Source organism: Anaerobacillus sp. 63XJN7_4_ISO-PGPR-S23-413 (assembly GCF_056173725.1).
In genome coordinates this window covers 585,520-609,311 of sequence record NZ_CM149688.1, presented here as the reverse complement: position 1 = coordinate 609,311, position 23,792 = coordinate 585,520, and the positions used below count along the sequence as shown (strand labels likewise).

30 protein-coding genes are annotated in these 23,792 nt (G+C 40.3%); 4 read left to right on the top strand and 26 right to left on the bottom strand.

Annotated features, from left to right (window positions below):
* Position 1 precedes the first annotated feature (1 nt).
* The gene (locus tag AC0VYO_RS03370) at positions 2 to 175 is read right to left on the bottom strand and encodes a hypothetical protein (RefSeq protein WP_430246825.1); all 174 of its coding nucleotides are present in this window, start codon (positions 173 to 175) and stop codon (positions 2 to 4) included.
* A 158-nt stretch (positions 176 to 333) separates the two neighbouring features.
* Between AC0VYO_RS03370 and AC0VYO_RS03365 the strand changes: the two genes are divergently transcribed.
* Complete coding sequence (locus AC0VYO_RS03365; protein ID WP_475368394.1) at positions 334 to 1,671, top strand: DUF2254 domain-containing protein; 1,338 nt, start codon at positions 334 to 336, stop codon at positions 1,669 to 1,671.
* Positions 1,672 to 1,728: 57 nt separating this feature from the next.
* Here AC0VYO_RS03365 and AC0VYO_RS03360 read toward each other — a convergent pair whose 3' ends face one another.
* From AC0VYO_RS03360 to AC0VYO_RS03325, 8 genes are all read right to left on the bottom strand, one after another.
* Positions 1,729 to 2,265: a redoxin domain-containing protein gene (locus AC0VYO_RS03360; RefSeq protein WP_430246831.1), complete on the bottom strand. Its 537-nt coding sequence runs from the start codon at positions 2,263 to 2,265 to the stop codon at positions 1,729 to 1,731.
* A gap of 3 nt (positions 2,266 to 2,268) precedes the next feature.
* Positions 2,269 to 2,691 (bottom strand): YueI family protein, encoded by a 423-nt coding sequence (locus AC0VYO_RS03355; protein WP_404683982.1) that lies wholly within the window; start codon positions 2,689 to 2,691, stop codon positions 2,269 to 2,271.
* A gap of 131 nt (positions 2,692 to 2,822) precedes the next feature.
* Positions 2,823 to 4,091 carry a M48 family metallopeptidase gene (locus tag AC0VYO_RS03350; protein ID WP_475368393.1) on the bottom strand — a complete coding sequence of 423 codons (1,269 nt, stop codon included), beginning with the start codon at positions 4,089 to 4,091 and terminating at the stop codon, positions 2,823 to 2,825.
* 211 nt (positions 4,092 to 4,302) lie between these two features.
* Complete coding sequence (locus tag AC0VYO_RS03345) at positions 4,303 to 4,554, bottom strand: hypothetical protein (protein ID WP_194220228.1); 252 nt, start codon at positions 4,552 to 4,554, stop codon at positions 4,303 to 4,305.
* 132 nt (positions 4,555 to 4,686) lie between these two features.
* Positions 4,687 to 5,559, bottom strand: coding sequence for a Cof-type HAD-IIB family hydrolase (locus tag AC0VYO_RS03340; RefSeq protein ID WP_475368392.1), 873 nt, complete (start codon positions 5,557 to 5,559; stop codon positions 4,687 to 4,689).
* Positions 5,560 to 5,762: 203 nt separating this feature from the next.
* Positions 5,763 to 5,885 carry a hypothetical protein gene (locus AC0VYO_RS03335; RefSeq protein ID WP_255622949.1) on the bottom strand — a complete coding sequence of 41 codons (123 nt, stop codon included), beginning with the start codon at positions 5,883 to 5,885 and terminating at the stop codon, positions 5,763 to 5,765.
* A 91-nt stretch (positions 5,886 to 5,976) separates the two neighbouring features.
* Positions 5,977 to 6,282 carry an AzlD domain-containing protein gene (locus tag AC0VYO_RS03330; RefSeq protein ID WP_194220230.1) on the bottom strand — a complete coding sequence of 102 codons (306 nt, stop codon included), beginning with the start codon at positions 6,280 to 6,282 and terminating at the stop codon, positions 5,977 to 5,979.
* Positions 6,275 to 6,979: an AzlC family ABC transporter permease gene (locus AC0VYO_RS03325; RefSeq protein ID WP_475368391.1), complete on the bottom strand. Its 705-nt coding sequence runs from the start codon at positions 6,977 to 6,979 to the stop codon at positions 6,275 to 6,277. The genes AC0VYO_RS03330 and AC0VYO_RS03325 overlap by 8 nt, the downstream gene beginning before the upstream one ends.
* 111 nt (positions 6,980 to 7,090) lie before the next feature.
* On the opposite strand from AC0VYO_RS03325, the gene AC0VYO_RS03320 reads away from it, so the two are divergent.
* Positions 7,091 to 7,660 (top strand): helix-turn-helix domain-containing protein, encoded by a 570-nt coding sequence (locus AC0VYO_RS03320; RefSeq protein ID WP_475368390.1) that lies wholly within the window; start codon positions 7,091 to 7,093, stop codon positions 7,658 to 7,660.
* 69 nt (positions 7,661 to 7,729) lie between these two features.
* On the top strand, positions 7,730 to 7,903 hold the full coding sequence (locus AC0VYO_RS03315; RefSeq protein ID WP_430246841.1) for a hypothetical protein: 174 nt from the start codon (positions 7,730 to 7,732) through the stop codon (positions 7,901 to 7,903).
* Between the two features lie 55 nt (positions 7,904 to 7,958).
* On the opposite strand, the gene AC0VYO_RS03310 is transcribed toward AC0VYO_RS03315, so the two are convergent.
* The 10 genes from AC0VYO_RS03310 to AC0VYO_RS03265 form a co-directional block, all read right to left on the bottom strand.
* On the bottom strand, positions 7,959 to 9,356 hold the full coding sequence (locus AC0VYO_RS03310) for a dihydrolipoyl dehydrogenase family protein (protein WP_475368389.1): 1,398 nt from the start codon (positions 9,354 to 9,356) through the stop codon (positions 7,959 to 7,961).
* Positions 9,356 to 10,507 (bottom strand): dihydrolipoamide acetyltransferase family protein, encoded by a 1,152-nt coding sequence (locus AC0VYO_RS03305; protein WP_475368388.1) that lies wholly within the window; start codon positions 10,505 to 10,507, stop codon positions 9,356 to 9,358. The genes AC0VYO_RS03310 and AC0VYO_RS03305 overlap by 1 nt, the downstream gene beginning before the upstream one ends.
* A gap of 14 nt (positions 10,508 to 10,521) precedes the next feature.
* Entirely contained in the window at positions 10,522 to 11,517 is a 996-nt protein-coding gene (locus AC0VYO_RS03300) for an alpha-ketoacid dehydrogenase subunit beta (protein ID WP_475366541.1), read from the bottom strand.
* Positions 11,514 to 12,578, bottom strand: a complete 1,065-nt coding sequence (gene pdhA / locus AC0VYO_RS03295; protein WP_475368387.1) for a pyruvate dehydrogenase (acetyl-transferring) E1 component subunit alpha — start codon at positions 12,576 to 12,578, stop codon at positions 11,514 to 11,516. The genes AC0VYO_RS03300 and pdhA overlap by 4 nt, the downstream gene beginning before the upstream one ends.
* Positions 12,579 to 12,601: 23 nt before the next feature.
* Positions 12,602 to 13,708: a Glu/Leu/Phe/Val dehydrogenase gene (locus AC0VYO_RS03290; RefSeq protein WP_194220260.1), complete on the bottom strand. Its 1,107-nt coding sequence runs from the start codon at positions 13,706 to 13,708 to the stop codon at positions 12,602 to 12,604.
* 19 nt (positions 13,709 to 13,727) lie between these two features.
* Positions 13,728 to 14,123: a thioesterase family protein gene (locus AC0VYO_RS03285; RefSeq protein ID WP_475368386.1), complete on the bottom strand. Its 396-nt coding sequence runs from the start codon at positions 14,121 to 14,123 to the stop codon at positions 13,728 to 13,730.
* A 213-nt stretch (positions 14,124 to 14,336) separates the two neighbouring features.
* Positions 14,337 to 15,131 carry an ABC transporter ATP-binding protein gene (locus AC0VYO_RS03280; RefSeq protein ID WP_194220237.1) on the bottom strand — a complete coding sequence of 265 codons (795 nt, stop codon included), beginning with the start codon at positions 15,129 to 15,131 and terminating at the stop codon, positions 14,337 to 14,339.
* On the bottom strand, positions 15,097 to 16,131 hold the full coding sequence (locus tag AC0VYO_RS03275; RefSeq protein WP_475368385.1) for an ABC transporter permease: 1,035 nt from the start codon (positions 16,129 to 16,131) through the stop codon (positions 15,097 to 15,099). The genes AC0VYO_RS03280 and AC0VYO_RS03275 overlap by 35 nt, the downstream gene beginning before the upstream one ends.
* A 102-nt stretch (positions 16,132 to 16,233) precedes the next feature.
* A complete protein-coding gene (locus AC0VYO_RS03270) occupies positions 16,234 to 17,205 on the bottom strand; it encodes an ABC transporter substrate-binding protein (RefSeq protein ID WP_475367449.1) in 972 nt (323 codons plus the stop codon).
* 228 nt (positions 17,206 to 17,433) lie between these two features.
* Positions 17,434 to 18,402, bottom strand: coding sequence for an NAD(P)H-dependent flavin oxidoreductase (locus AC0VYO_RS03265; RefSeq protein ID WP_194220239.1), 969 nt, complete (start codon positions 18,400 to 18,402; stop codon positions 17,434 to 17,436).
* A 170-nt stretch (positions 18,403 to 18,572) separates the two neighbouring features.
* Here AC0VYO_RS03265 and AC0VYO_RS03260 point away from each other — a divergent pair, with 170 nt between their 5' ends.
* Positions 18,573 to 19,097, top strand: a complete 525-nt coding sequence (locus tag AC0VYO_RS03260; protein WP_430246858.1) for a gamma carbonic anhydrase family protein — start codon at positions 18,573 to 18,575, stop codon at positions 19,095 to 19,097.
* Positions 19,098 to 19,139: 42 nt separating this feature from the next.
* Here AC0VYO_RS03260 and paaX read toward each other — a convergent pair whose 3' ends face one another.
* The 7 genes from paaX to paaB form a co-directional block, all read right to left on the bottom strand.
* The gene (paaX, locus tag AC0VYO_RS03255; protein ID WP_475366536.1) at positions 19,140 to 20,033 is read right to left on the bottom strand and encodes a phenylacetic acid degradation operon negative regulatory protein PaaX; all 894 of its coding nucleotides are present in this window, start codon (positions 20,031 to 20,033) and stop codon (positions 19,140 to 19,142) included.
* A 94-nt stretch (positions 20,034 to 20,127) separates the two neighbouring features.
* A complete protein-coding gene (locus AC0VYO_RS03250) occupies positions 20,128 to 20,904 on the bottom strand; it encodes an enoyl-CoA hydratase-related protein (protein ID WP_430246862.1) in 777 nt (258 codons plus the stop codon).
* Positions 20,905 to 21,042: 138 nt separating this feature from the next.
* Positions 21,043 to 21,816, bottom strand: a complete 774-nt coding sequence (locus tag AC0VYO_RS03245) for an enoyl-CoA hydratase/isomerase family protein (RefSeq protein ID WP_430246864.1) — start codon at positions 21,814 to 21,816, stop codon at positions 21,043 to 21,045.
* 19 nt (positions 21,817 to 21,835) lie between these two features.
* The gene (locus AC0VYO_RS03240; protein ID WP_194220243.1) at positions 21,836 to 22,156 is read right to left on the bottom strand and encodes an EthD family reductase; all 321 of its coding nucleotides are present in this window, start codon (positions 22,154 to 22,156) and stop codon (positions 21,836 to 21,838) included.
* A gap of 25 nt (positions 22,157 to 22,181) precedes the next feature.
* Positions 22,182 to 22,655 (bottom strand): 1,2-phenylacetyl-CoA epoxidase subunit PaaD, encoded by a 474-nt coding sequence (paaD, locus tag AC0VYO_RS03235; RefSeq protein WP_194220244.1) that lies wholly within the window; start codon positions 22,653 to 22,655, stop codon positions 22,182 to 22,184.
* A gap of 19 nt (positions 22,656 to 22,674) precedes the next feature.
* On the bottom strand, positions 22,675 to 23,451 hold the full coding sequence (paaC, locus tag AC0VYO_RS03230) for a 1,2-phenylacetyl-CoA epoxidase subunit PaaC (RefSeq protein WP_430246867.1): 777 nt from the start codon (positions 23,449 to 23,451) through the stop codon (positions 22,675 to 22,677).
* A complete protein-coding gene (gene paaB / locus AC0VYO_RS03225) occupies positions 23,451 to 23,792 on the bottom strand; it encodes a 1,2-phenylacetyl-CoA epoxidase subunit PaaB (protein WP_430246869.1) in 342 nt (113 codons plus the stop codon). The genes paaC and paaB overlap by 1 nt, the downstream gene beginning before the upstream one ends.

Below are 23,792 nucleotides of genomic sequence, written 5' to 3'. Positions count from 1 at the left end.
TTCAAGAAGAGGTACCTGATAGCTGCATCTCTTCCATCCATTTATTTATTTGTTCTTGAGGAAGGCTCCAGCTAATCCATGAAGCCATTACCTTCACTTCTTTATTCTCAACTACCCAGTACTCATATCTCTTTTCGGAGAAATTTTCAACGATGCCCGTCCGATCAATCTTCATCTGCTTTTCCTCCTTAGTATCCTTTCTATGACTATACCCTAATTAAATAATGCCTAATTACCTATTTTACTTTTATCACGTTTAGAATGATAATGCATGAAACACTGCCCCTTCTTCACATACTATCCAAAATCATTCTTTTTTGGAGGAAAAGGGGTATGGAGCACAATAAATTCAAGCGAATCCGATCAAGCTTCTGGTTTATTCCAACTTTTTATGGTGTTGGCGCTTTTCTCGCAGCTATTATCACGCTCATTATAGACCGAACGATCATCCAAGGTAGCGCGATGGTTCTTCCTTATTTTTTCTTTGCTTCCTATGAAACAAGCGTCACTATTTTAAGCACGCTCGTATCTTCCATGTTAACAATGACTACCATTACGTTTTCGACGATTATGGTTGTCTTAACAACGTATTTATCGAACTTCTCACCACGAACATTGCAGAATTTCATTACCGATCGTATTACGAAAAGAGTGCTTGGAATTTTTGTTGGAGGAATTATTTACTTTATTATTCTTCTTCTCCTAATTGAACAAAGCAGTCAAGAAGATGTTGTCTATCTTGCACCTGTTTTCGCTGTGATCTATGCCATTGTCTGTGTCGCCTATTTCGTTTTCTTTATCCATCACGTATCGAATTGGATTCTCGTTGGCAATTTGATACAACATATCACTACTAATACGTTAACAACAATCGACCGTACTTTTTTAGATTTTGAAGAAGCCAATCATGGTGATATCGCCTCATGGGATTCTTGGGAATTGGATGAAATTAAGATGAAAAAACCTATTGCCATTCGATCCACTAAATCAGGGTACCTACAAAATATTGATTTACCTGATTTGATTTCGGTTGCTACAAACAAAGATTTTATCATTCGCCTCGAGAGAGATATCGGAGAATATATTGATGAAGGTACGGTGATTTTTTCTTATTGGGCATCAATGGATTCTTCTCCTGATTCTCATATCCTTCTTAATACGTTATCTCTTGGAACAGAACGAACAACTGATCAAGACATAGAATATGGCATCCAAAAATTAGTTGAAATTGCATTAAGAGCGATCTCACCTGGGATTAATGATCCCAATACAGCCATTAATTGCATCAACCGTCTTGGGAGAGTTTTATCACGTCTTGGCCAAAAACACATCCCACACCCCCTGTATCATGATGAAAAGAAAAACTTACGGGTGATCACAAAACCTATTACGTATGATACGTACCTCTATAAAAGTTTCTATCAAATTAGGCATTATGCCAAAGAGGATGTATCCGTTCTTGGCTCGATTCTTCATTCTTTAGAATTAGCAGCAGACGGAAATAAATATGATACGCACGAAACTATATGGGAGTTTGGTCAGTTTGTAATTAGAGGTTTTGATCCAAAAGTGCTCGATAAGTTCGATCATCGCTATATAAATGAAAAGCTTGAACGACTCGCGAACGCAACTGGTTTTCAAGATGCTTTTCATCCGATCTCACATGAATAGCCCCGTTAGAAATCTCCATAAGAAAAACGGTCTCACCAGAGAGACCGTTTTTTGCTATTATTTTACTTGATCAAGCCATGTTTCCATATCTTTCAGCGTAAGAGGCCCCACTCGTTTCTCACGAATAATTCCTTCTTCATCAATCATAAACGAAGTTGGCATAGAAATAACCTGGTAGAGATTCTCACCTACGTTACCTTCTCGATCCATAAGAACTGGGAAGCGAAGCTCATGTGATTCAACAAATTTTGGAATCGCTTCTTTCTTTGGCTCGTATTTAGTGAAATTAACGGATAGAACTGTTACTTCCTCACCATGAACATCAGCAAATTTTTGGATATCCGGCATTTCTTCTTCACAGGGTGGACACCATGTCGCCCAGAAATTAAGAAAAACGGGTTCCCCTTCATAATCTGAAAGACTCACTTCTTCTCCATCTAGGGTTTCTAAGTTAAAATCTGCTGCCTTATCGCCAACTTCCGTTCCTACACTTCGATCGGCGATAACTGTATTATAAATCCCCCATAGAAGAGCAATCGCGAGAACGATTAGCACAAACTTCTTAATCATTTTCATTCGATCTTTTTTATTCATACTCTAGTCCAACGAAAAGCGATCATCACGAACAAAGATCTCTTCTCGTTCAATCGCATCCTGCTTTGAGGCTAGGACAAGTCCAAGTGGAGTATCTGTTTCTTTATCATTCACAATCGTGAATGATAGGGAAGCTTTGCTCGCTTCTTTAATATATTTTGAAAGCATAGAGTAAGATAAATCCCCATTTAAATATAGAATGCCATTCCGAATACGCTTCATTTCATTAATCACTTCTTGATATACGTTGTTTTGTGCAACCTGCCTTTTTGTAAGAGCAACATATACACGCTCTCTAAAAGTTGATAAGAACAACGCTTTTTCTGCCGGTTTTAATTCTGGCGCACCATAGATTCCAGCATCAAGTACTCTCTTAATATCTTCGTTCACGTTTGCCACCTCATCATGTAAATTGCTTTGCTTCATTGACTTCTACCTTCATCCTATACTATCTCCACTCATTCTTAAAGTGAAGGTTCTGTTAAAAATGAAGGCATGTATCTTGAAACAGGATTCCCTCTCAAACTAAAGATGATTCAATGCAAAAAGATGCCCCATCATTCCGTGGGGGCATCTTCTTCATAGTCATTCAACATAATCAACCGTTCCATCATCGTTGGATGACCATATTTAAAATATTTCACAATGAAAGGCGGATTTACTTCATTTAAACTATTAACCGTCAGCGTTTGAAAGGAACCAATCGCTGCATCCACATCACTGGTCATTTCAATGGCATATTCATCTGCCTCCATCTCAGCATGCCGAGAAACCGCAAGTTCTACCGGACTCGCAATAAAAGACATGATCGAGAAAAGAAGCAATAATGCTGGTAAAGATGCAAGATCTGATTCTGAGTGAATGCCCCATGAGTCGCCCCATTTTCGAATCATCTTCCCGAGAAGCCGATATGCCAGGTATAACCCTATAAAACTCGTTGCTAGAGCGCCAACTAAATTTCCATATAGATGATTCATAACATAATGACCCATTTCGTGTGCCATAATAAAAAGTACTTCGTCATCATCAAGCTTATTTAAGGTCGTGTCCCAAAGAACAATTCGTAAATTGTCGCCAATACCAGATACATAAGCATTCATTGCATTCGTTTTTTCTGACATATTCACTTCAAAAACACGGTCTGCAGGAATATGAGCCGTATCAGCCATACTGAGTATTTCTTCTTCTAATTCTTTGTCTGTTAATGATGTAAAGTCGTTGTATAAAGGATCAATTACGACCGGCTGAATATACATCATAAAAGCAAGGTACGGAACCATTAATCCCCATGCAATGAGCCACCACTTTTTCTTAAAACGATTCATTAGTGCATAAAGGACACCGATAATAAGGGAGGTAAGCAAAATATCAATCCAGAATGAGATCATTTCATCCTTCATCCAACCCGAAAAGGATTGCGTGTTAATCCCATATTTAACGGATAAAGACCTCGCCCAATAGTGCAGTGGAAATGTTAGTAACCATGTAAAAGCTGTTAATAAAATGATATACAACGGAACAACGACTATCCGTTTTTTTGAAATACCTTCACCGAATTGTTTAAAGAGCTTTGATAATCCAAACCAGAGAACGCCAAGATAGATGAGCCACTCATATGGAATCGCAATAAACGAGAGAAAGCTTCTGTAGCGTGAATATTCCTCCGATAATTCTAACTGCCTGTCTGTCATAAATGTTGCTGGATCTGCCGCTGTTCCCTTGTATGCTTCAGGTACCCCGAAGTCCGCCCAATTAAATAAATAGAGTCCCAGGATCAGGGCGTAAATGGAGAATCCCAGAATGAGCCAGGTTATGCGTTTCTTCATCTTCATTCTCCTCCCGATACGATCTCATTATCAATAGTACGAGCAAAACAACTTTTTAGAACCTTTCCCCTTAACGATTGCGAATACTAACTACTCTTCTATGTAGTTTCTACAAAACATGCCATTCTCTTTCAAGCCTAACCAAATCCTTCTTTCACTCTTTCCATATAGAAAGCCGACAGAGTGACCTGTCGGCTTTCTAAATCTTTTATTAACTTTCCGCGTACGCGTTCGTTCTATCATAGCTGTGATCAAATCGATTGAGAATCCCACAAACGGGACACTCTGCAAGAACTTGCAGTTCAACAATTGGCGCCTGACTACTTTTCGTCGTAATTCCAGTTGCCTCAACCCGTTCTTCCATAGATACATGTTCTTTTGCAATTGGAATAAACCACGTATACTCAGTCTCACACATTCGACACGTTGCTTTTTCTTCAATTTCGGTTGGCTTTAATGTCATTTTTTCCAGCTCCTTTAGCAGAGTAATTCAAAGACTGCAGAAACAAGGCCCGGAAAACCTCCAATAAAACTGGGAATCCCTTCCTGTAAAGAGGGTTCCCGTTGTGAAAAAAATCAAACATCTTTCACAAGGTTAATTAGACAGTAAGTCTTCGTCCATTAATTTATATATGGCATGAGCAACACCATCATGCTCATTGGTTTTTGTAACAAATGAAGCCTGTTTTTTTATTTGCTCGTCCGCATTTCCCATTGCAATAGGATAGAAGGCTTTATTGAACATCGAAACGTCATTATAGTTATCGCCAATTGCGGCGGTTTGCTTCATATCCAGCTCCATTTGCGCTACAAATGTTTCAAGCGCAAGTCCCTTCTGAGCATCTTCATGATTAATTTCCAAGTTTTCTTTACCCGAAGAAGTAACCACAGTTTTTTGTACATTTTCAGCTGCAGATGCCGCTCGCCCTAATCGACTTTCATCCAAACAGAAACTAAGGAATTTATACACATGTAGGCTTTCATCTTCTAGTAGTTCATCAAAATCATTAATGGCTTTAAGTGATAAGCTTTCGAACTGACGCTTTGCTCCAATCTTCAATTCTTCTGGAGTTAGGGCGGGATTCGAACTCTTCATCATATCCATGATTAAATCAATCGTTCCTTCATAATCGTGCGTGAAAACACCTTTATTTGTAAATAGCTGATAATAAATCTCTTCACTATCAAGTATTTGTTTAATCGATTGGACTTGCTGACGATCAAGGTAAATGGCGTGCAAGATCTCTCCTTCAACAGAGCGAATCTCTGCGCCGTTATAACAAATAACAGGAACTTCCAATCCACTTCCTTCAAGTGGCTTCATCGCACCATCATAGGCCCGACCAGTGTTAAGAACAACTGTTATCCCCTGACTCTGTGCCTCTCTAATCGCATTAACATTCTCAAAGCTGACTGTTTGTTCATTCGTTAAAAGTGTTCCATCCATATCAATTGAGATACATCTCATTAGGGCAACATCCTTTTCTATTTGGTCCAATCCTTCTTTCAAACTTCTTAAATAGTATAGCAAACGTAATGCTTGTATAAAAAAATAAACGATGTTGATATTTGGCTCATTTAACCCCTGTGACGAACGATCGAATGAACCGAAAATCGAATATAGCTCTAAACAAATAAAAAAGAGCTTTCAAGAAAGCTCTTAACAAAACGTTACTTTTTATTTTGAAAGAAAAAGTCAATGAATGAGGATATTACTTCGACAGATTGGAACCAGACGAGTGACACAGCGGTCATTGAGAAAAACCCAACCATCAAAATACGAAACAAATGCATGTTTCATTCCTCCTCTTTAACTCTCGATATTAGGTTTGATTTATTTATATCACAAAAATCAAAAAATTCAAATCAATTAATTTCACATTTGCTAAATAAAATAGGCATACGTACTGAGCACTGCAACAGCAAACATAACAACAACAATTAAATTCGCCCCAAGGTATGCTGCAACGATTGCTGCCACTGCCCCAATAACACCAAACATCATATCATCATTGATTGTTAAAATACCCGGAAAGATGAGCGCACCCAAAATCGCGAAGGGAACGTTCTTTAGTACATTTTGAATAACAGGCGGTATTTTATCAGAATTAAAGAATACGAGTGGAATCATTCTTGGAATATAAGTGACAACTGCAAGTCCGACAATAAGCCAGATCATAGAATTACTCATTCGTTCCCCTCCCTATAAACCATTCAACAATTATGGATGACAGCAGAGTGGCAATCACGATAGCCCAACCTGTTGGAAACTGAGCCAACGTAAGAATGCTATTAAATATTGCAGCTAACCCTGCAAGAAAAAGCACCTTCCGACTTTTTTTAGCAGACGGAATAAGTAACCCTACAAACATGGCATAAAGCGCAACACTCATACCCTGCTGAATCACTTCAGGTAGATTTGCCCCAGCAATGTATCCTCCCCCTGTAAAGATGACCCAACTCGAGTAGGAAATCAGACATAATCCAAACATATAACCTGTCGTGAGAGCACCTTTTTTTGTTGCGGAAATGGTAAACGTTTCATCAGTAATTCCGAAGGCGTAAACGGCTTTCTTCCATGGAGTATCTGCCTCTACTTTTTCATTTATAGAGGCACTCATCAATAGGTGGCGAATATTAACAATAAAGATTGTAAAAATAATTTCAAAGGCACCTGTCCCAATGGCAATTAAGCTAAGCGTAATGTATTGAGCAGCCCCTGCAAAGACGAGAATACTCATAAGGACCGCTTCATAAAGCGTTAGTCCTGTTGTTCTTGCAAGTAAGCCAAATGTGAGAGCTACCGGCATATATCCGACCGCTATGCTTACACCTGCTTTTAATCCATCTACAAAATCAGAATGACTCTTTGTTACGATAGCCTCCACTTTATCCCTCCTATTGCTACAAATTGTTCAATATATTAAACTTATTGTATGTTATATTAAACAAATTTTCAATATAAGGATAAATATGTAACACTAAAAGAGGAGTATTCAATGGAAAACCAATCCCTAACAAAACAAATTGGCGAAAAACTAAAAAAGCTTCGTCTTGAAAATAAATTAAGTCTCGATCAACTATCCGCTCGATGCTCAGTAAGCAAGCCAATGCTTGCTCAAATCGAACGAGGTGCTTCAAACCCAACCGTTAATACACTATGGAAAATTGCAAATGGACTTGGCGTGTCTTTCACGGCATTCATCGATGAAGAACAGCCTGTTATCAAGAAAGTCAATCGATCTGAAATCGAACCATTAATTGAAGAAAGCGGAAAAATGAAGGTGGTCCCGCTCTTTCCGATGGAACCAGGAAAATCGTTTGAAACGTTTTATATTGAACTTGAACCAGGATGTGACTATCATTCTAATCCACATCCTGGTGGTGTTGAAGAATATTTATTTATTGAAGAAGGCAGTATGACCCTTGAGGTTGATACGCAGTCATACATCATTTCTAGTGGAGAAAGTTTAAGATTCACTGCAAATTATCCACATTATTATCGAAATCCTTACAGTGAATCATGTAAAGCTATGATGATCATTCACTATCCGAGTTCTATACGTTAAGACAGAGAGTTATACGGAAGATATAGTTCTCCCCATTTAGTTCAGAAAGTTCTTTAGGAGGTCTTTGTGATGAGGAAAGCTTTATTTATAGTGACTCTACTGATTGTAGTAGCTTCTTTCTCCATCAACCTTTTTATCGAAAACAGTTCCCTACAAACAATCATCAACATGACAGGATTAGTTGCTATACTCTTACTAGCTATTTTTACAAGGAACCGAACGACTAGTATTAAAAAACATTGAATTACCCCATGTAAAAGACCAGGCGAGCAAATATTTTCGCTCGCCTGGTCTTTTATCATCTAACTTTTGTTTTCACTACTGATTCAACAGTCATTTCAACCGCTTCTGTCCAGGCTTCACCATATCCTGGATGCGGGGAATAAGGATAGATAAAATCTTCGTCTCTTGCCCCCATCTCAAGAGCTAGCGTTGCTTTTTCGATCAGTTCAACAGCACCAGCACCCACAGCATGAAATCCTAAAAGCACATGACTCTGTCGATCTCGAATGACTTTGATCCGACCTTCTGTATGGCCCATGACTGTTGCATAACCATTTGCTTGCATAGAAGAACTTGCCGTCATAAACTCATACCCTGCTTCTTTCGCTTCTTTCTCAGTTAAACCTACAGATGCTACCGGAATTTGAGTTTGGATGACTTGCGGAAGACAATCGAGCGTAAATGCGGCTTTTATACCGCAGCAACGATCCGCCGCCGTCTTCGCCTGCTTAATTCCCTTCGCAGCAAGCGAGGGTCCCACAGTTACATCACCACAGGCATAGATCATTGGGTATGACGTTTCACATCCCTCAGAAATGTGAATATATCCATCTTCTTGTAAGTCTATTCCCGCTTGATCCAATCCAAGCGAATCACTATTATGAATCCTTCCAATCGAATAGGCAATTATTTCTGTTTCTAATTCAACGTTTTCTCCGTTTTGGTTACGGAATATCAATCCAAGACCATCGTCCTTTACACTGCAATCAGATACTTCTCTGAACACCTGAACCTTTTGCTTTTTAAATTGCCTTTTGCATTCACGTTGAATGCTTTCATCCCATTCAGAAAGAATCGCTTCTTGATCTGTCACAATCGTTACGTCTACACCTAGCGAGCGAAACGTACTCGCCGCCTCTACCGTAAGATAATCTGCTCCAAAAATAACAAGTCGATTAGGCAAGGAGGATAATGCATAGAGCTGTTCTACAGGAAAAATGTTTTCTTTTCCGATTGAAATGAAGGATGGGGTTTTGGGTCGACTCCCTGTTGCAATAATCGCATCGTTAAATGACCAAACTTCAAATTTCTCCCCTTGTTCTACACCAATTCGCTCAGAAGATAAAAACGCTGCATGTCCCTTTACACAGTCAATGTTATTTGACTTAAAGCGCATCTCAAGACCTTTTTCCATGGAATCGATCATGCTATTTTTCTCGCTATGCCATTTTTCCATAGAAAACGATGACGCTATCGTTACCCCTGGAGCCGTTTCCTTCATTTTTCTCGCTGAAGATGCCAGTAGTTTTGATGGTATACATCCTCTATGAAGACATTCCCCACCTGATCGAGATCGATCTACCATAGTAACATCTCTTCCATGCTTCGCAAGTCGAAGAGCGGCTTCATAACCAGCTGGCCCTGCGCCAATCACGACAACATCTTTTTCATGAATGATCTCACCTACAACCATTAGACAAGCTCCGTTATAAATAGAGAAGGTTGTTCGATCAATTCAATAAAGCGATTCGTAAAGCGCATAGATGTCCCTCCATCTGCGATACGATGATCAAACGTCATTGATATCGACATTATTGAGCGAATAATGATTTCGTCTTTTTCCGTAACAACTGGCATTTTTTTTGTTTTATGAAAAGCAAGTAAAGCCGCTTGTGGATAATTAATAATCGGCGTAGCCCCAGTGCTACCAAGCGGTCCTGCGTTACTAATCGTAAATGTACCAGATGAAAGGTCTTTGCTCTTGAGCTGATTACTCATAGCAGATTGATGGAGGTTTTTCATCTTAGTGTGAATGCCTTTAATTGAAAGTCTGTCACAGTCGTGAATAACAGGCACAATGAGCCCTTCCTCCGTATCCGTTGCTAAACCAATATGGATATCAGGGTTTAAATAAATGAGACCTTCCTCTTCTTTTAATTCCGAATTGAAAATGGGAAATTCCTTAAGTGCAAGGCATACTGCTTTAATATAAAAGGCAGCAACAGAAATAGATACGCCACTTTTTTCTTGAAGAGTCTTTTTCATCTCTAATACATTCGTCACATCTACTTCGTCAAAATGTGTAACATGAGGAATTGTGAGAGTGGATTTTTTCATTTTTGCTGCGATTTGTTTCCGTCTCGCTGAAAATGGAATGGTATCAGTTTGTAATAGATTCGTTTCGTTTGCTTTTTCTTGCTCTTGAGGCTCTCGAGGACTTTGTAACGTGACAATATGTCTTAAAACATCTTCGTCTGTAATGCGTCCCCCTGGCCCGGTACCTGTTACCCTCTCGATATCAACGTCATTTTCTCGCGCTATTTTCCTCGTGAATGGGGCAGCTAAAATTCGCTTCGTTCGGTTTGGAATAAGCGTTTGCTCCACGTGTTGAGAGATTGGAGAGATGGTTAATAACGTACCCCCCACTTCAACTACTTCACCTGCTGCTACATGAATTCTTTCTACTTTCCCCGCTAGCGGAGATGGAAGCTCAGCGGTTACTTTATCAGTCTGCACTTCGACCAACGGCTGATCAATTATGACTTGATCACCTGGTTTAACAAGAAGCTGTACAATTTCACCTTCTGACATTCCTTCTCCAATGTCATGCAATTTCACGTCCATATACGATCCCTCCTTTAGAAGCGAACTGTTTCTTCAATCGCCTGCAGAACTTTACTAGCATCAGGTAGATAATCATCTTCAAGCGTAAATAACGGCACTGGCGCATCGTAGCCCGTTACTTTTTTTATCGGTGACTTCATATAGAGAAACGAAGTATCGTTAATGATTGAGATAACTTCACTTCCTACTCCTCCAGATGATGCAGCTTCATGAATGATAACCGCTCTCCCAGTCTTTTGGACTGAATCAGAGATCAATTCTTTATCAAGAGGATAGAGACACCTGAGGTCAATCACATCACACTCAATCCCATTGGAAGCTGCTTTTTCAGCAGCTTGCTCAGCCACTTTCATCATAGCTCCCCAAGCAAAAAGAGAAACATCACTACCATTACGCCGTCTGTACCCTTTGCCTAGTGGTATCGTATAACTTCCCGTCGGTACATCACCTTTGCCTGTGCGATACATCCTCATAGGCTCAAGAAACAGGACTGGATCAGGATCTTTTATACTGCTAATAAGGAGCCCTTTTGCGTCATGTGGCGTTGATGGCACGACAACTTTCAACCCTGGTATGTGAGCAAATAGCGCTTCTGTACTATCGCTATGAATTTCTGGTGCTCTTACACCGGCTCCATAAGGCACTCGAATCGTCAGTGGTACTGTATAACGACTTTGTGTTCTCGTTCGAATTCTCGTCGCATGTGTCATAATTTGATTAAATCCTGGATAAATAAAGCCAAGAAACTGAATCTCCACAACTGGTATAAAACCATTCATCGCAAGTCCTATCGAAGTTCCTATTAAGCCTGACTCTGCAAGCGGCGTGTCTATGATTCTGTCATCACCAAAAAGTTCATAAAGCCCATCTGTGGCTCTGAAAACACCGCCATTTCTCCCAACATCTTCCCCTAGTACAAGAACGGACTCATCTTCTTCAAGCATCACCTTTAAAGCTTCCGTAATGGCCTGCACCATCGTTAGCTTTTTCATATTCACCGCTATACTCATTTTTCACTCTCCTTGTGAAAAAAGCGCTCTTTTTGTTCCTGTACTGGCCAAACGCTAGTGCCGAACACATGATCAAACATAAGAGCTTCATCTGATTTCTTTGTCTTTTCCATTTCCGAGACAGCAGTATTTAATCGATCTTCTGCTTCGTTCTTGAGCTGTTCCACCCAATCAGATTCCCAAGCATTTCGAGCTTTAAGATATTCCTCCACTCTCTTAATTGGATCTTCCACCTGTCTTCTCCGTTCACTTTCCCCCTGATCGCGATATTTCGAAGGCTCATCTGTCGTCGTGTGTGCCCCATAGCGCCACGTAACGGCCTCAATTAACGTTGGCCCTTCGCCCTTCCTCGCTCGCTCTACGGCTTTCAATGTTTCACTATAAACAGCAAAGACATCATTGCCGTCCACTCGTACGCCTGGCATATCATAACCAAGTGATTTCTGAGCTATCGTCTTAGAGTTCATTTGTCTTTCAAGAGGAACGCTGATCGCATACCCGTTGTTTTGGTTAAAGAATACAACTGGGATTTGAAACACACTTGCAAAGTTTAGCCCTTCATGAAAATCCCCTTCAGATGTTGCCCCGTCACCGAAATACACTATAGAAACTCGATCGCTTCCTTTTTTCCTCTCCGCCCACGCTGTACCTGTAGCATGAAGAATTTGCGATGCGATAGGTACAGATGGCGGAAAAATATGTTTACCCTTTGGTGGGGCACACCCCTCAATACAACCTTTCCAATATAGAAAAATATTAACGAGGGAATGTCCGAAAGCAGCTGTTGCAGCATGATCGCGATACGTTGGAAACATCCAGTCTCCATCTTCTAAAGCAAGCGCACTTCCGATTTGAGAAGCTTCCTGACCCTCGAATGGAGCATACGTACCAATTCGTCCCTGACGCTGAAGATTGACTGCTTTTCGGTCAAACATGCGTGAGAACGTCATTTGCTCATAAAAGCGCCTGGCGTTCTCTACTGTGACATATTCACTTTCTTCCAATTGCCTACCTTCCCCATTAACGAGTTGTCTCAACGGAAACTGCTCAGCTAGATCCATTGACATCCACCTTTCATTCTATTTTAAGAGCGAACTGTCCATTTTCCAGGTTTCTTATGTGCAAAAAAACTATTTCTTCGTTTCCTACTTTCCAAACGCTTTTCGCAAAAAAGATTCGCTGCTTTTATCGTAGAAAAAGAATGCGTCTCTGCTTGCTCAAAAATAGATAGCAAGGTGTCATAAATGGCTTTGGTTTTTTGCAATACTCGTTTTGGATTTGGCGTATAAAGCTCATCAGATACTTGAATCAAACCGCCGCTATTTACTATATAATCAGGAGCATAAAGTATGCCGCGTTCATTTAACAAATCACCATGCTCATTTGTTAAAAGCTGATTGTTAGCAGATCCAACAACTGCCCGTACTTTAAGCTTATGAATCGTTTGGTCATTAATTATTCCTCCAAGGGCGCAAGGAACAAATACATCAGCATTCGCTTCATAGATTTCGTCTCCAGAAACAACCTTCACTCCACGGTTTAGGTCAATAGCTCTTTGAATCAAACGGTCAATCGCATGCTGATTAATATCTGAAACAATTAAATCTGCACCTTGCTCTAGAAGCAGTTCAGCTACTTTATACCCAACTTTCCCAAGCCCTTGAATAGCGTAAGTGCGCCCTCCTAGCTCTTCTGAACCAAACACAGTTTTGTTTGTAGCCTGTATTCCATAGACCACACCGTTAGCGGTTGGAACAGACGAATCTCCACTTCCGCCATACTCTTCCGGAACACCGACAATGCAGCTGCTTTCTCTTAATGAATGAACGAAATTATCAGGAGTCGTTCCCATATCTGTACCAGTGTAAAACCGCCCGTTCAACGATTCGACAAACTGGCCAAATGCGCGAAAAAGCTCTGGAGTTCGATCTCTTAGCGGATCCCCGATGATGACTGCTTTTCCACCACCAAAGTCAACATCTGCTGCAGCGCATTTATATGTCATCCCTTTTGACAGCCTTAACACATCTTCTATCGCATCATCGACCGTTTCATAAGGTCTCATTCTACAGCCTCCAAGCGCCGGACCAAGTGTTGTGTTATGTATGGCAATGATGGCTTTTAGACCTGTATCGACATCATTACAAAAAAGTAACTGTTCATGCTCTATGATTCGATCAAACACGATTATCACCCCTTTATGAAATCGCTTACATTTTAGTGCTTGCTAATTTTTCATCGATAACGTTCTTAGGAAGAATGAACTGAATCACTTTCCCTGTCCCGATAAGTTCTGATCCTCTTTTCACGTCTACTCGACTAATGACAGATTTGTGTGTTAGCGAAATGATAACGGCAAAGATCTCGACCATTTGTCCTTCGCAAGCTGGCCCTAGATGTTTTACTTCAATCCCCCCACCAATGCCTTCCTCTTCTTCTTCAAGAAAAGGAAGAATAAGCTGTCTTGCTGCCCATTCCATATGGTAAACCATCGAAACAGTTGAATATGCCTTGTGGACTACTTTTCCTTCAAATTTTGCATACATGTCAGGGGTTACCTCTATTTGAATAAGAGCACTTTGGCCGATCGTAATACCACTCTTCACCTGCTTCACCCCTTTAACATCACACTATAATATATGACGTTTATTTAACGATATAATAACATTGCGTATATTAACCGTCAATAAATTGTCAAAAAAATCAAAACAATTAAGTGAACTTCAAGATTATGAGTCAATTGAAGAGCTATTATAGGAACAAATCCCCCACTTCATATTTCGCTAAGTGGGGGCTCTTACTCTTATTATCTAACTTCACTATCCTAACAGGGCGCGATCATTTGTCATTTTGGCCCCTTTTATTCGCTGGAATTCATGAAGTAACGCTTCAATCGTTAAGTTCTGTTTATCCTCTCCTTCTACTTCTAAGATAATTTTACCGCTATCCATCATAATTAAACGGTTCCCTAAATCTAAGGCTTGTTGCATATTATGAGTAACCATGAGTGTCGTTAAGTTCGTTCGCTCCACAATTTCTCCGGTTAGTTTAGTGATTAGGGCTGCTCTTGCTGGGTCAAGTGCTGCAGTATGTTCATCTAATAAAAGCATTTTTGGTTCTGTAAAGGTCGCCATTAATAAGGAGAGCGCTTGTCTTTCTCCTCCTGAAAGCAAACCAACTTTTGCGGATAAGCGATCTTCAAGGCCGAGGTGAAGTGTTTCGAGCGCTTCCTGAAAAGTTGTTTTCAGTTTCTTCGTCACGCCCTTCATTAACGTTCGTCTCCGATTTCGATTATAAGCTAATGCTAAATTTTCTTGTATCGTCATCGATGGCGCTGTTCCAGCCATCGGATCCTGAAAAACGCGCCCGATCAATTTTGACCGCTTATATTCTGGTAAACTTGTAATCTTTTTTTCATCAATGAATATGTCCCCAACGTCAGGTGTTAAGACGCCAGATACCATATTCATTAAAGTCGATTTACCAGCCCCGTTACTTCCAATAACGGTTACAAAATCGCCGGTTTTAAGGGTTAGGTTAATGTCTTCTAACGCTACTTTTTCATCCAGAGTCCCTTCGTTAAATACTTTGTGAATTTGATTTAGTTGAAGCATACCCTTCGTCCCCCCCCTTCATTTCTTTCAATTTCACTTCTTGCTGGAGGCGTTTTCGCTTTTTACGGTTTCGCTCTTTCTGACCATCAATTAATTGTGGAAGAACAAGTGCAGCAATAACGATAATTGCCGTAATTAATTTCATGTCACCTGTTTCAAGAAAATCCACTCGGAGGGCAAGACTCACAACAATACGATAGACAATTGCGCCACCTATAACTGCGAATGTGGTCACAGCTATCGTCCTTGTTCCAAAGATAGCCTCCCCAATAATAACCGACGCAAGACCAATAATGATCATTCCGATTCCCATACCCACATCTGCAAATGAACTATACTGAGCAATTAACGCTCCTGCTAACGCAACAAGTGCATTTGAAAGTCCAAGTCCAATAATCGTTAGCCTATCCGTATTTGCTGAGAAACTCCGAATCATTCGTTTATTGTCACCTGTCGCTCTGAGGGCAAGACCAATTTGAGTACGTAAGAAAAGATCAGTCAAAATTTTAATCACTGTCGTAACAACAAGCATGCTTATTAATATAGCCCATGTTGAAGTGAGATTTCCTAAGCCAATACCTGATGCCATATTATTTAAAACCGAATCAAGTCCCGATGTCTCAAAAAAACTTTCTATCTTTGTGAAAATGGATTCTTCATTTAAGAGCGGAACGTTCGATCTCCCCATTATTCTTAAATTGATTGAGTAAAGAGCAATCATCATTAAGATTCCCGCAAGAAGAGGATTAATCTTCCCCTTAGTATGTAGAAGACCCGTCACACAACCCGCTAAGAAACCTGCTCCAATGGCTACAAGCGTAGCAAAAAAGGGATTAGTCCCGTTTACAATCAGAATAGCAGCAATGGCTGCCCCTGTTACGAAACTTCCATCAACAGTTAAGTCTGGAAAATCAAGAATTCGAAATGATAAATACACTCCAAGTGCCATAATGGCATATATAATGCCAGATTCTATTGCCCCAAACATTGCTGAGCCCATCTTAAGCGCCCTCCTCTTCCCTATCATTTGAAAGCACGTTCATAGTCCATCTGATAAAAATAGGTTCGAAAAAGAAGCTCTCTCTTTTTCGAACCTAATGATCTACTCGATATATTCCCCCATCTCTTCCCATTCTGTCTTCACTTCGATGCCCATTTCTTCTGCCGCTGTTTGATTCATTTTAAGTTTTAAATTCTGAGGGTATTGAACGGGGATATCTGCCGTCGTCTCTTCCCCCTTCAAAATTTTCGCAGCCATCAGGCCAGCTTCATATCCAATATCTTTATAATCAAAGCCATATGCTGCAAATGCTCCTCGGCTAACAGAATCGAATTCTCCTGCGAACATCGGAATATCTTTATCATTCGCTACGCTGATTACCGACTCAAGTGCTGATACGACAGTATTGTCAGTTACAATGTAGATCACGTCCACCTTACCAACAAGTGCTTCTGCAGCCTGTTTAACTTCAGCTGAAGTAGAGACACTTTTCTCAACAGCCTTCATATCTGTACCTTCCATCGCTTCTTTTACAATGTCCACTTGCGCAACAGAATTTTGTTCACCAGCATTGTAGATGAGTCCTACATTTTTTGCGTCAAATTCACTTGCTATAAATTCAATTGTTTTCGGAATGGCTTCTGGATGTGTATCAGTCGTTCCCGTAATGTTCTCTCCTGGCTTATCAAAATCTTCAACAAGCTTTGCACCGACTGGATCAGTCACGGATGTGAAAAGAATTGGAATATCTGAGGTCGCATTTAATGCAGATTGTGCACTTGGTGTTGAATTAGCAAAGATTAGGTCCACTTCATCTCCAACTAGATTTTGTGCAATCGTATTGCTATTGTTCATATCGTTCTGCGCATTTTGAACATCGTAGGAAATGTTCTCGCCTTCTTTAAATCCATTCTCTTCAAGCGCCATTTTAAATCCTTCATAAGCAGCATCTAGAGAAGGATGTTCAACAATTTGAGTCACGCCAATTGTATAAGACTCCTTATCCTCTGCTTCTCCACTACTAGAATCCGTGTTTGATGAGGAATTGTTCGTTCCGCAACCCGTAAGAGCCATCACACTAACTAGAGAAATACCTAACCATTTTTTCCAGGATCTCTAACGCCTGTCCTCCCCCAAATAAGTTTTCTAAACTTATTGTTGTTATATTCTTTATCCACTGAAAATTCTTGACTAAACCGGGATATCGTATCGTTATGGTACACTTGCTATTCTAGCTTGTCAACGAGTATTCAAACAATTTGAATTATTTAATATATTTTAAAAATAACACTTGATATATGACTACTTCTTCATAGATATTTTCTCAAACTCTTCCAGTTTATTTTTATAAATTAGTAATGCTCCTTCAACCATGTCTTCAAATAGTTTCTGGACAGAAGGAATAGATTTGACTATCCCACTTATTTGTCCTCCATTAATAAATCCATCTCCAAGTCGTCCTTCTACTGCTCCTATCCGATGTTTCTCTTCATCAGTCATCGCCGCAAAGTCTTCAGGCTTTACTCCACTTAATTCAGCTTTTAATAACTGATCTGCGTATTCAGTTCTCAAAACCCTTCTCACTTTTCCAACAGATCTCCCAACGATAACTGTTTCAGTATCGTTAGCTTCTAGAAGCTTTGTTAGATATCGCTCATGATATGGCGATTCTTCTGTCGCAATTAATCGTGTACCCATCTGTACTCCTTCTGCCCCAAGAGCTAAGGCTGCAGCAAACCCTCTAGCATCTCCAATCCCACCTGCTGCAATAACTGGTATTTGCACACTTGCGACGAGCTGAGGAATCAGGGTCATCGTAGTAATCTCTAGTGGAGAATTAATTCCAGCTGCTTCATACCCTTCTCCTACGATTAAATCTGCACCGGATTCTTCTGCTTTTTTCGCTTGTTTGACACTAGCTGTTACACAAATAACTTTTATACCGCACTCTTTAAGAAAGGGAACATAAGGTGCAGGATTTCCTGCGGAAAGAGAAACAATAGGAACAGCATGTTTTACTGCAAGTTCACACATCCCCTTTAAATCTGTTGTAACAGTAATTGGTATGTTGAGAGCAAATGGTTTAGCTGTTCGCTGTTTCATATCAAGAAGGAGGCTCTCCACTTCTTCAAGACTAAGCGTTCCAGTTCCAATCGTTCCTAGTCCTCCTGCTTCAGATACCGCCGATGCAAGAATCGGACTCGAAATATTCCCCATTCCCCCCTGTATAATTGGATAACGAATGGAAAATAGCTGACAGACTCTTTTCATTTATATCCCTCCTTTCATTCATATAACGATAATGATACGAAACAAAACATTCGTGTTATACTTATTAATAACATTCAAAGAAGATCAACATAATTCCTGCTTAATATGAAACTTCTATTTTGAAACAATGAAAAAATAGTTTGCAAGCTAAAAAAGAAGGGAGAGCAACTATGTTATTTTCGTATAATCGTATAGCACCTACTCTCGCTCCAAATGTTTTTGTCGCACCCGGCGCAAAAATCATCGGAGATGTCTCAATCGGAGAGGACTCTACAGTTTGGTTTAACGCTGTTTTAAGAGGTGATGAAGCACCGATTAGTATCGGGAAAGGATGCAACATTCAGGACAATTGCACCTGTCATCTATTTGAAGGGTATCCTCTCGTTCTTGAGGATGAGGTATCAGTTGGTCATAACGCCATTCTTCATGGTTGCACCATTCGAAAAGGTGCTCTAGTCGGGATGGGGGCGATCATTCTTGATGGAGCTGATATTGGAGAAGGTTCTTTAATTGGGGCACATACACTCATTCCATCAGGTAAAAAAATCCCGCCAAACAGCATGGTGCTTGGCTCACCAGGTAAAGTAATTCGTGAACTAACAGATAAAGATAGAGAACTGATTAAGCTAACCATTGAAACTTATAAAACAAAAGGGAAAGAATTTAAAGAAAGCTCGTGCGAAATAAAAGAATAGAAAAAAAGAAGGAACTGGAGGTTAATCCTCCGTTCCTTCTTTTTATAGGCGATCCGTTAAGAGAGGATGCTGTAATGCATCATAACCGTTATCTTTGTTTGTTAACTCATTTCCTTCTTTAAAGATTTCTTCAAAGAAGCGAGAAGCCGGCTGGGCAAGTGTTCTGTAATAGTCACTAAATAACGTAGCCGCATGCTCACCCGGCCACTCTTCAGGTAATAGTTCTGAGGGAAGTCCTGGATCAACGAAGAGAAATTTTCTATATTCATGAACCAGCTTTGCCCGTTCAACAAAGCATTCCCCATCACTCATCTTACCTTTTTCAATTTTACTTCGATCAATCACATAGCGCTCACTATACATTTGGATGAATTCACGATATTTATTACTAATTTCATTCAAATCCCAGCATTCCTCTACAAGAGCCATGCTCTCGTGCGGTCCTTTGTAATCGGCTATGAAGAAATGGATATAATCACGAATATCATACTGCTCAATTAGCAAATTCACCTGTTCTTCAAGATGGTTGGGAGATAGCCATAAACTAGCAGAAGAACTTCCAAAACCGCTCCACACTAACTCTTTACGCAGCTCATCGCGAATATGACGTTTCTCTTCAGGAATGTTATAAAGCAACATTCGCCATCTTCCGTCCCACTCTGAAGGTTGAAGCTTAAATATTCTTCGCGCAGCCTCATCCATCCTTCTAACACCGCGGTCTGTTAAGTAATAAAAACTTTTGTTACCTTCTTTCCTGGATTCCACCCAACCTTGTTTACTCATTCTTGAAATGGCCGCTCGAACAGATTGATCGTTATGACCAAACTCTTTCAAAAGACGAATCAGGCTTCCGATCCAAATTTCATTTCCATAATGTCTGATATATTCTCCATACAGTGTAAAAATCATTGATCTTGTATTTAAACCTTCACTCATCATCATACCCCCGCTCGTCATAACTTCATTCCGTTATGAATACGTCGCTTAAATATGATGTTATACTACCAGAGCCATTGGTCCAAAGCAACTTTTACTTTCCTTTAAACACTGGTTTTCTTTTCTCTGCAAAAGCATCTAACGCTTCGAGACGATCCTCTGTTGGAATCGTTACTTCATATGCTTTAGATTCAATAGCCATACCAGTATGACGGTCTACATTCATACCTTCACGAACGGAAAATTTCGCCTGCTGTACCGCAATAGGAGCATTTTGACAGATCTCTCTCGCTAGCTCTTCACACGTACCTAGTAAATTCTCACGAGTCGTAACACCGTTTAAAATTCCGTAGTCGTAGGCTTCTACAGATGATAGTTTGCGAGCAGTTAAAACTAATTCCATTGCTTTCGCTGTTCCAATCAAACGAGGTAACCGTTGCGTTCCTCCCGCACCAGGTATGATGCCAAGACTCGTTTCAGTTAAGCCCATTTTTGTTCCTTCGACGGCAAATCGAAAATCACATGCAAGAGCGAGCTCAAACCCTCCCCCAAAAGCAAAACCATTCAGCGCAGCGATCGTTGGCTGGGGAAGCGATTCAACAGAGGAGAAAACCTCACGAATCTTCTTCACATTTCGCCGCACCTCACTCTCAGAAAGTGTTCGCCTTTCTTTTAAGTCCGCCCCTGCACTGAAAGCCCTTTCACCAGCTCCCATAAAAATAACGGCTCGCACCTCTCGATCCGAGTAAATATCATCAACAATGCCTTGAAGAACTGAGAGTGTTTCATAATTAAAACAGTTTAATACATCTGGACGATTTAACATTACGTATGCCACATGGTTTTTCATTTCATATGTAACGACAGCCATTAAAAAAACCTCCTCTATGTTTGTAAGCATAGGAAAGAGCCGGGGGAGCTGATTGCGCAATCAACCACCACGGCTACTTTCACTCTATAGCATCTATTCTTGATTTACCCCCATTTTCCTGCTTTTTTCTCTCATAACTTAACTGCCGTGAAAAACTGGTTTACGTTTCTCGGTAAAAGCTTGAATGCCTTCAAGATGATCGTTCGTTTTTCCGGCTTCTCCTTGAGTCACAGCTTCCATCTCAAGTACTTCATCAAGATTACTTTCCCAACTTCTTTGAAAGTTTTGCTTAATGTGCTGCACCGCTTTAGGAGGAAGACTAGCTAAGCGATTGGCAAACTGATTCATTCCTTGCTCCCAATACTCATTTGAGAACATGTCTGTCACAAGACCAAGCTCTTTGGCATCTGCAGCACTTACTTTCTCTCCAAGCATAGCAAGCTCCAGTGCTTTCGCATGACCAAGTAATCGCGGTAGAAAGTAAGTGCTCCCAGAATCAGGAACAAGCCCAACATGAACAAAAGCCTCAATAAAGCTTGCACGCTCATGAGCTAACCGAAAATCACACGCTAGAGCAAGACTCATTCCAGCACCCGCCGCTACTCCATTCACAGCAGCGATCACCGGCTTACTTGATGACGTTATTTCTTTCACCATTGGGTTATAAGTAGATCTGAGCATTTCCGCGTGATCCACACCTTCTTCAACGCTACTTAAATCTTGACCAGAACAGAAAGCTCTTCCATTACCTGTAATAACAATGCAGCGAACCTCTTGATCGTTTGTTGCTTGATTGACCGCTTTCGCTACTTCTTTGTTCATCAAAGATGTAAACGCATTCAATTTATTCGGTCGATTTAGACGAATCCAACTCACACGATCTTTCACTTCATACTCAATCGTTTCGAACATCTTATTAACACCGCCTCTTCTACTTTGTATCTGCTGTCTCTCCAACTTCTTCGCCAACCATTAGTGTGACAAGATCTCCCGCAAACCCCATCAAATCTTTCCCTGAGGCTTTTCCTTCTTGCGACTTCATGCCAGCTTTCATCGCTTCGTGATCTTCATAATACATTTCACACATAAGATAGTAGTCACTTTTCCCCATTGGTGAACCAACTATTTTAGTTACTTCCATTTTTTTAAGACCGGGAATTTTTGATGTAATCGGAGCATGTGTATTAAAGTAGTGTTCATCGAACTTTTGAGCATTTTCCGGTTGTTTGTACAATGCGATTAATTTGACCATTCTTCATCAACCTCTCTCATTTTAATTAAATCGACACAGGCTTCATCGCTTCAAATGGATTCTTACACGACCTGCAATACAATATACTTCGACAAGCAGCTGGCCCAAAAATATTGTCCATCGTTGTATAAACTGATTCACAATAAGGACAGGGTACTCTCCATTCCTTCCCATCGTGTTCTTCTGGGGGAGCAATGCCAAACTTTTTCAACGCTTCTCTTCCTTTTGTAGAAACAAGGTCCGTTGTCCAGATCGGATACCGAATGAAAGTGACAGTTACAAAATCCACTTCAGGAATACTTTCTACAGCCAACTCAATATTCCTTTTGATCATATCTAGGGCAGGGCAGCCAGAGAATGTCGGCATGGCTTCAATTGTCACTCGGTGATTGGAGGTGTGAACTTCGTGTATTATCCCAAGATCAACAACGCTTACAACTGGAATTTCAGGATCCTTTACAGTTTCAAGAACCTCCATGACTCTTTCTTTAAGAAACATTCTATGTTGTCCCCCCTCCTTACCACTCAGCTGCAGGCACAGATTGATAGACTTCTGAAAGAGTAAGCAATGCTGTCATTAAATGCGTTGTATGAATCCCGTTTCGTCCATCTCCTTGCTTCATGCCCATTGTAAAAGTAGACTCTTTTTTATTTAAGTATTCGATAAAACGTTGCTTAAGAATTTCCTCGCCTTCAATAAGCGAGAGGCGCACCATTTGATCTCCTAAACGACCATATGAAAAAACGCCACTTAGATCTTCAAGTACGATGCTGATCGCCTTCTCCATTCTGATTCTCGCTTCAGAAGTGCTATTCATTAGCTGTTCATACCACACTTCCCAGTGCATCATATGGTAGCTCATTTCAATAGAGATTTTTTGAACAATGTGTTGAAGAGGCTCATAGGATTCTTGTTTAATAGAATCAAGCCGGATTTTTTTTGCGAGAGTATAAAAGTAATTTCGGACAACAGTAAAAGCCCAATCATACGATGGATTTTCTAAATAGGTCCCCGTTCCATTCGGTAACTCCACAAGCACAGAATTACGAAAATGCTCATTTGATCGTTGATGTGTTAAAACATCAGTCTCGCCTTCACCAAGCTCTTCTAACAATGAATAATAAAGTGCTGCATGCCCCATTAAATCCTGGCTAATCGATGCAAACGCCACATCTTCTTCGATATGAGGAGCGAGGCCGAGCCATTCTGAACCTCGATAAGCTAGAATAAAGTCATCATCTGCTAATTGATAGATTAGTTCAATTAAGCATTGTTGATATTCCTCAGATTTCATTACCCCTCGCCTCCTCCCATAATGTCTTTTTCAGTGAGCTGTTCTTGCTCATACTGACGCCACTTTTTCCTTAAATATCCGTATCCCTTAGTCTCACGATAATTCTTCTCCAGATGCTTCATTGCCTCTCGTTCCTCTTGACTCATCCGTTTAATATGATCACGTTTCACTACCCAAATATCAGCTACCTGCTCTCTCCTAAAAAAATTTTCTTTCGCCATAATAAAAGCGAGCTCACGATTAGGTGCCAGAAGACTAAACTGATGCTGTAGTGATGCGGTATCCGACTTCTTACTAAAAACCTCATAAACTTCATAAAACTGATTATTTTCTTCACTCAC